At 63.8% G+C, this 6,191-nt stretch carries 9 protein-coding genes; 7 read left to right on the top strand and 2 right to left on the bottom strand.

The genetic code is table 11. The features are described 5' to 3' along the window. Window positions 1-337 (top strand): hypothetical protein (locus Q0996_RS17995; protein ID WP_299622884.1); only part of this gene is annotated, 337 nt, incomplete at its 5' end. Between the two features lie 27 nt (window positions 338-364). Further along, complete coding sequence (locus Q0996_RS18000; protein WP_299622886.1) at window positions 365-1,243, top strand: glycosyl hydrolase 108 family protein; 879 nt, start codon at window positions 365-367, stop codon at window positions 1,241-1,243. A gap of 21 nt (window positions 1,244-1,264) precedes the next feature. Here Q0996_RS18000 and Q0996_RS18005 read toward each other — a convergent pair whose 3' ends face one another. Continuing rightward, window positions 1,265-1,711, bottom strand: a complete 447-nt coding sequence (locus Q0996_RS18005; RefSeq protein ID WP_299622888.1) for a hypothetical protein — start codon at window positions 1,709-1,711, stop codon at window positions 1,265-1,267. Window positions 1,712-2,148: 437 nt separating this feature from the next. Between Q0996_RS18005 and Q0996_RS18010 the strand changes: the two genes are divergently transcribed. Beyond that, window positions 2,149-2,601, top strand: a complete 453-nt coding sequence (locus Q0996_RS18010) for a hypothetical protein (protein WP_299622890.1) — start codon at window positions 2,149-2,151, stop codon at window positions 2,599-2,601. On the opposite strand, the gene Q0996_RS18015 is transcribed toward Q0996_RS18010, so the two are convergent. Continuing rightward, entirely contained in the window at window positions 2,577-3,047 is a 471-nt protein-coding gene (locus Q0996_RS18015; protein WP_299622892.1) for a hypothetical protein, read from the bottom strand. The genes Q0996_RS18010 and Q0996_RS18015 overlap by 25 nt on opposite strands. Before the next feature lie 184 nt (window positions 3,048-3,231). On the opposite strand from Q0996_RS18015, the gene Q0996_RS18020 reads away from it, so the two are divergent. The 4 genes from Q0996_RS18020 to Q0996_RS18035 form a co-directional block, all read left to right on the top strand. Further along, window positions 3,232-3,780: a hypothetical protein gene (locus tag Q0996_RS18020; protein WP_299622894.1), complete on the top strand. Its 549-nt coding sequence runs from the start codon at window positions 3,232-3,234 to the stop codon at window positions 3,778-3,780. A 172-nt stretch (window positions 3,781-3,952) separates the two neighbouring features. Continuing rightward, the gene (locus Q0996_RS18025) at window positions 3,953-5,593 is read left to right on the top strand and encodes a portal protein (RefSeq protein WP_299622896.1); all 1,641 of its coding nucleotides are present in this window, start codon (window positions 3,953-3,955) and stop codon (window positions 5,591-5,593) included. Further along, window positions 5,593-5,943 carry a hypothetical protein gene (locus Q0996_RS18030; RefSeq protein WP_299622898.1) on the top strand — a complete coding sequence of 117 codons (351 nt, stop codon included), beginning with the start codon at window positions 5,593-5,595 and terminating at the stop codon, window positions 5,941-5,943. Before Q0996_RS18025 ends, Q0996_RS18030 begins: the two co-directional genes overlap by 1 nt. 1 nt (window position 5,944) lies before the next feature. Beyond that, a partial coding sequence (locus Q0996_RS18035) for a hypothetical protein (RefSeq protein ID WP_299622901.1) occupies window positions 5,945-6,191 on the top strand: 247 nt, incomplete at its 3' end.

The following is a 6,191-nucleotide window of genomic DNA, read 5'->3' on the forward strand; positions in this document are numbered from 1 at the left end:
GGATGCGATCGAACGCTCGCTGCAGTTCGGGGCGGAGCCAGTGCGCGACGGGCGCGGCTGGGCCTTGGAGGTGGACTTCATCGAGGCCAACCGCGAAGCCGTCGAGGCCTGGAAGCACGACCGCCGCGACAAGCGGTTCTACCGCCGCAGCCAGCAGGTGGCCAAGGCGGCAGGACAGCTCATCGGCCAGCCAGGAGACCGCATCGAACTGGCCACGCGCTTCGCCCGGCTGCACCGCCGCGAAGGCTCCGACATTGAGGGTGCCGTGCGCCGCGGCCTCTTCGACGCCATCTGGCGCTTCGACCATGTCTACGACAGCTACACCGTGCCCTATTGAAGTGGGGGCCGCTACGGCACCCACATCATGAAGACGGGCCGGGTGGCGGCGGTGGCGGAAGAGGCACGGCGGCGGTGGCAGGCGGAAGGCCTGGCGCCGGCCGATGCCTTCTGGGTCCGCAACCGACGCAACACCGGCCTCGTCCTGGTCAGCCCAAACGCAGACCCCGATGCGCCGCCGCCCGAGGAGTTCTTGAGCGGAGAAGGTGGGGGGAGAACTGTGAGCCAAGCTGGCATTGATTTTCATCCGGCGGCACAAGTTGTGCAGGCCCGCCCCAATCCGCCTCCCACGCAACCCGCACACACGGCGGGCACCCTTTTCAGAACCTATCGGCAGAATCTTTCAAGATGGGAAGGCGGTATCGCCAACAGGCCTGCCAGCGTCGACCCCGGAGGCATCACCAACCAAGGAATTTCAAAGGACTTTCTTGATGAGCTGAGAAAGCTGCCCAAATACCGAAACTTACCTTCCGATCCACGAAGACTCTCTGACGCTCAAATTGATGCCATCTATCGCGCGGAGAACTTTGACCGACCGCAGATTTGGAAACTGGCACAGGTTCCAGGCCTCTTGGTGAATGCCCCTCAACTCGTCGAGCATATCTTTGACGCGGGTGTACAGCACGGAATCGATGACTCCGGGAAGTGGCTTCAGGAAGCCCTTGATGAAACGCTAGGTACGGATTTGAAAACCCTTGTCAAAGGGAAGCGCGGCTACGATGGAATCATTGGGTCAGGAACGCGCAAAGTTGTCGATCAGGCCGTGAAAGCGGGAAAGATTGCCGAGGTGAACAATCTCATTGTCGACAAGCGCATCGCCTACATGAAATCTCTGCCCAATTACTCCGGAAACCCTGGTTGGATCACCCGGGCCGAGTCCTTTCGCATAGGGTCGCCAAACCCATAACTTGGATCGAATTTGCTCCGCTCAGAGTTTGTAACGATTGCGTTGGTCGACGGCCGCGCGCAGAATTTGTTCCATTAGGCGAGCTAGGGCACTAACGTGGGACGTATGATACTGTGTACCGCAAAAGCCGCAGCCTCGATGTTCGTTGTAGAGCTTCCAGTACAGATTTCCGTAACTCCTACGGATTACCTCAAGCTGCTTGGTGCCTTCCTCTCTTGTCAAAACCGATGGCGGAAAGAGGACCTCGAACTGGTCCAGGATGTGCTCTTCGAGGCAGAGCGCGCTGAGCAAGATGCCTTCTCGCGCGTCGACGGTCGTCCCAGCGCGAAGCTCGTCGGTCTCATCCCAGCAAGCTCCGATCATGGCGTCAGCATCCACCGGCTCGAGAGGCTCGCCTCCGCCAGCCGCCGCGGGCGGGGGTAGAAGCAGCAACGTTGCGGCTGCGACCAGGTGCGTCAGGCGTTTCATGTCGAGTACCTCCCTTCCGTCAACCGCAGCGTGATTGGCGATTGCGGCGAAGTTTGGGCGCTTGGTCCGAATAATCCGGTGATCTGACATCTCTGTCTTCCAAACGGAGCCTTTTCATGACCGACGAGCCCTCGACCGTGGAGATCGGGTGTTGGCTGGCGGCATTGCCGGCTCCATTGGTGCCGACCTTGCCTTCGATGCGTTCTTTGACGAGAATTAGCAAATGAGTATCTGGACCCTGGGTGCAGGCTTTGAAGCCGATTGACGGATTTGAGCAGTTTAATCGCTTGTTTGACGCTGAGGCGCTGAGAGGTAGGACGCTTCAGCCGTTTGCCGTTAACCCCCCGCATCCACGTCTCCGGGACACTGGCCTTCACTGGTTTGGCGAAGAATGGCCCCTTGAAACGCTCTGCTATCAGAGGCGTTGGATTCGCGACATGGAGATCTTCAGCGGGAAACTGCGCTTTCAGTTTGAAACTCGGCGTGGCTTCCTCGTGATGTTCTCATCGCCCTCTGGAGCCTTCAGTTCATTTTTCATTTCGATCTACTACATTCTCGGCGGGTTTCGAGGGGGCGACTGGGGCATGCTTCGTGGGAGGGAGGAGGATAGGAAACTCTCTTGGTTTAAGCGCACGATTCTGCGGCGCTCCGAGCGGCCACAAATCATGGCGCCAGAAGGCCCCGAACCGCTAGAAAGCTATCGGATCGAGGACGAATGTCGTTTGGACTTCAAGGTGCGGCAACTCGGCTGGCATCGCTTAACGCTTTTTGAAGAGAAGCCGCAGCGCTTCCTGGCGTCAAATTGGCGCTACGAGCCCGTTGGATCGACATTGCTGAACAAGCGCTACTTCTCTGTCCGGAGAGTCTATTCAGGGAAGCCCGAAGGCTGATCGGCGTTTCGGAACGCCTTCTCCTCCGCGATGTCTCTCAGGATGGTTTCGAGGAGGTAGATGTAGTGATGTATGTAGCGCATTCCGGGAAGGAGGCCGCATGAGCGGGAGCAATATCGGTTGTGCGAATAGATGCGAAAATACGGGTCTGCGTGCAGGTCTCTGAGGGCGTGCAAGTGTTCCCTGGCGCCTTCAGTGAACTCGGGCAACAGCCATTGGTCGATCTGAGCCAGCACAGCCTCTTCCATACATGCCTGGGTGATGTCCAGACCGTCGCCGTAGGCCGCTGCTGAACCGGCGCCTCTCAAATCTTCGGACGCGCTCCAGCAGTCCGCGATGATGGGCTCAGGGTCGAAGGTATCGAACGGCTGCCTTCCGCCAGCGGCCGCAGGTGTCGATAGAAGCAACCATAGCGCCACTGCGCAGAAGAGCATCATCTGGTTCATGGTCGATTTCTCCCATTCGTCAACCGTAGCGTGACGGGCGATTGCGGCGAAGTTGGGGCGCTTGGTCCGAATAATCCGGTGATCTGACATCTCTGTCTTCCAAACGGAGTCTTTTCATGACCGACGACACCTCGGCCGTGGCGGCCGGTGCAGCCTGCCGCCGCTGTCACCGGAGGAACGGGCGGTGCGCGCCGAAACCACTGAACGCTCTCTGCGCTTCGGCAAGGGTGCAGTGAAGTTCGCCAATCTGCTGTTGCAGATGGGACGCCGGACGGACATCAAACCGCGGGAGCCAGCGATGCAGGCCATCGTCGTCTTTCACGACCGCGGCGCCGGCTTCTGGCCCTGGCTGTTCGGCCGGCCGGGATTCCGCCACTGCTTCGTCGCGCTGAACGACGGTCGCGCCTGGATCGTCCTCGACCCCTGCAGCCACGGCACCAAGGTGGATGCCGAGATCGCCGCCGACTGTGACCTGGCCGGGTTTTACCGCGACTGCGGGTTTACCGTGCTTGAAGGTCGGGTGACGCGGCAGCCAACGCCCTACCCGGTCTGGTTCTTCACCTGCGTCGAGGCGGTCAAGCGCGTGCTGGGCGTTCGCGGCTGGTGGATCTGGACCCCCTATCACCTCTATCGACATCTGGAGACCATTCATGGGTTCGATCTTCAACCCGCCGAAGCCGAAGGCGCCACCGCCGCCCCCGCCACCGCCGACACCGGAAGACCCTTCCATTGAGGAGGCACGCCGCAAAGAGCGGGAGGCGGCGAAGCGCCGCCGTGGCCGTGCCGCCACCATCCTGACCAGCGGCCTGGGCGACCCGACCCAGCCCCCGGTGCAGCAGAAGAAGCTGCTCGGCTGACGTGGCCGCGAACCTCTCGATCCCGACCTCAGCAAACAGGACGCCTTCATGCCCCGTGACATCGACGACCTGCTTTCGCGCCACAAGCGCCTGAAGGACCAGCGCCGCCTCTGGGAAAGCCACTGGCAGGAACTGGCGGAGGTGATGCTGCCGCGGCGGGCGGACTTCACCAGCGAGCGCATCGCCGGCGAACGGCGCGCTGACGAACTCTTCGACGGCACGCCCATGCTGGCGCGCCGCGGCCTCGCCTCGGCCATCGACGGGCTTCTGAAGCCGAAGACGGCGCGCTGGTTCCGCATCAAGGCCCTGGACGAGGGGTTGGACGAGGACGAACAGGTGAAGCGCTGGCTGGAGATCGCCGAGGAGCGGCTTTATCGCGCGCTCTACGACCGACGCGCCCGCTTCATCCAACGCTCCGGCGAGGTGGACGAGGATCTGGTGACCTTCGGCACCGGCGTGCTCTTCGTGGGCGAAGGACAGGCGCTGAACCGCTTGCTGTTCCGCTCCTTCCACCTGAAGGACGTGGTCCTGGCGGAGAACGGGGAGGGGGAGATCGACACGCTTTTCGTCTCCCTGCGGCTGACAGCGCGCCAGGCGGCACAACGCTTCGGGGAGACAGCCCTCGGCAAGGACACGCGCGAGGCCCTGACCAACGGCGGCGAGGACAAGCCCTTCAGCTTCCTGCAGGTGGTGACGCCGCGGGCCGAGCGCGACGGGCGCAGGCGCGACAACCGGAACCTGCCTTTCGCCTCCCTGGTCATCGACGTGCAGTCGGAACACCAGGTCAGCGAAAGCGGCTATCACGAGTTCCCCTTCGCGGTGCCGCGCTGGGACACGGCGGCGGGCGAGGTCTACGGCCGTTCGCCGGGCATGATCGCCTTGCCGGACGCCAACACCCTGCAGCAGATGGGCAAGACCCTGCTGGTGGCGGGGCACAAGGCCGTCGACCCGCCGCTGCTGGTGGGCGACGATTCGGTCTTCGGCACGCCTAAGACCTTCCCCGGCGGCATCACGACATTCGATATGCAGGCGGCCCGAGACCTCGGCCGCATTCCCATCGAGCCGCTGCAGACCGGCTTCAACCTGCCCCTCGGCCGGGAGATGCAGAAGGACGCGCGGGACCAGATCTGGGCCGCCTTCTTCCGCAACGTGCTGCAGTTGCCGGTGGACGCGCCGCGCATGACGGCAACAGAAGTGCTGGAGCGCAAGGAGGAGTTCATCCGCACCATCGGACCGGTCTTCGGGCGCCTGGAGAGCGACTACATCGGCCAGGTCGTCGAGCGCGCCTTCAACATCCTGCTGCGGGCCGGAGCCTTTCCCGAGCCGCCGGAAGCCCTGCAGGGGCGGGAGGTGGTCTTCGACTATGCCTCCCCCGTGGAGCAGGCGCGCAGGCAGATCGAGGCGGCGGGGGCGGCGCGCTCGGTGGAACTGCTGGCCCCCTTCGTGCAGGCCGACCCCAGTATCCTCGATAACTTCGACGGCGATGCCATCGCCCGCGACACGCCGGAGATCTTCGGCATGCCGCAGCGCTGGCTGCGGCCCAAGGAGGAGGTGGAGGGCCTGCGGGAGGGTCGCCAACAAGCCCAACAGGCGGCGGCGCTACCCGGCGATGCCCAGGCGGCGGCCAACATCGTGCAGACCCTGGCGCAAGCCGGTGGTGGCAATGGGGCGGGTGGAGGGCCGCTTTGATGGGCCGCTGGTTCGCCCGGGCGCCCAAGGGCGAGCCGGACCCGGAGGCCTTCTTCGAAGACCTGCGCCGCGCCTCCCTGGGGGAGTGTTACAGCGCCATCGACCGCTACCGAGACTTTCGCGCCGTCTTTTTCGGCGAGTCGACGCCGCAGCAGGGAAAGCGGGTGCTCTGGCAGATCCTCGAGTGGTGCCGCCTGTTCCGCCCGGTGAGCGCGCCGGGCGACCCTCACGAGACCTACCGGCGCGACGGCGAGCGCAACATCGGCCTCAAGGTCTTCATGACCCTCAACGCCGAGCCGGAACGGCGCACACCGGCGGATACGGCCATCAGCGAGCACGAAGGGAGCTGACATGCTTCGAGAGGATCGGGACGCCGCCGCCGGGGCGAAGGCCGGCGGCGAGGGCGCCGCTGTGCCTGCGAGACCGCCGGTGACTCCAGCTCCGTCCCAGCCGCGCCGGTCGATCTTCGACCGGCGCAGCGTGCCGCCACTGTCGCCGCAGGAACGGGCGGTGCGGACGGATGCGATCGAACGCTCGCTGCAGTTCGGGGCGGAGCCAGTGCGCGACGGGCGCGGCTGGGCCTTGGAGGTGGACTTCA

The organism is Pelagibius sp., from assembly GCF_028289705.1.
GTDB lineage: Bacteria > Pseudomonadota > Alphaproteobacteria > Kiloniellales > Kiloniellaceae > Pelagibius.

What these genes read in the sequence shown, in the direction of transcription:
- Q0996_RS18000 (WP_299622886.1), top strand. Translation starts at nt 365, where the DNA reads ATGAAGACGGGCCGGGTGGCGGCGGTGGCGGAAGAGGCACGGCGGCGG.
- Q0996_RS18005 (WP_299622888.1), bottom strand. Translation starts at nt 1,711, where the DNA reads ATGAAACGCCTGACGCACCTGGTCGCAGCCGCAACGTTGCTGCTTCTA.
- Q0996_RS18010 (WP_299622890.1), top strand. Translation starts at nt 2,149, where the DNA reads ATGGAGATCTTCAGCGGGAAACTGCGCTTTCAGTTTGAAACTCGGCGT.
- Q0996_RS18015 (WP_299622892.1), bottom strand. Translation starts at nt 3,047, where the DNA reads ATGAACCAGATGATGCTCTTCTGCGCAGTGGCGCTATGGTTGCTTCTA.
- Q0996_RS18025 (WP_299622896.1), top strand. Translation starts at nt 3,953, where the DNA reads ATGCCCCGTGACATCGACGACCTGCTTTCGCGCCACAAGCGCCTGAAG.
- Q0996_RS18030 (WP_299622898.1), top strand. Translation starts at nt 5,593, where the DNA reads ATGGGCCGCTGGTTCGCCCGGGCGCCCAAGGGCGAGCCGGACCCGGAG.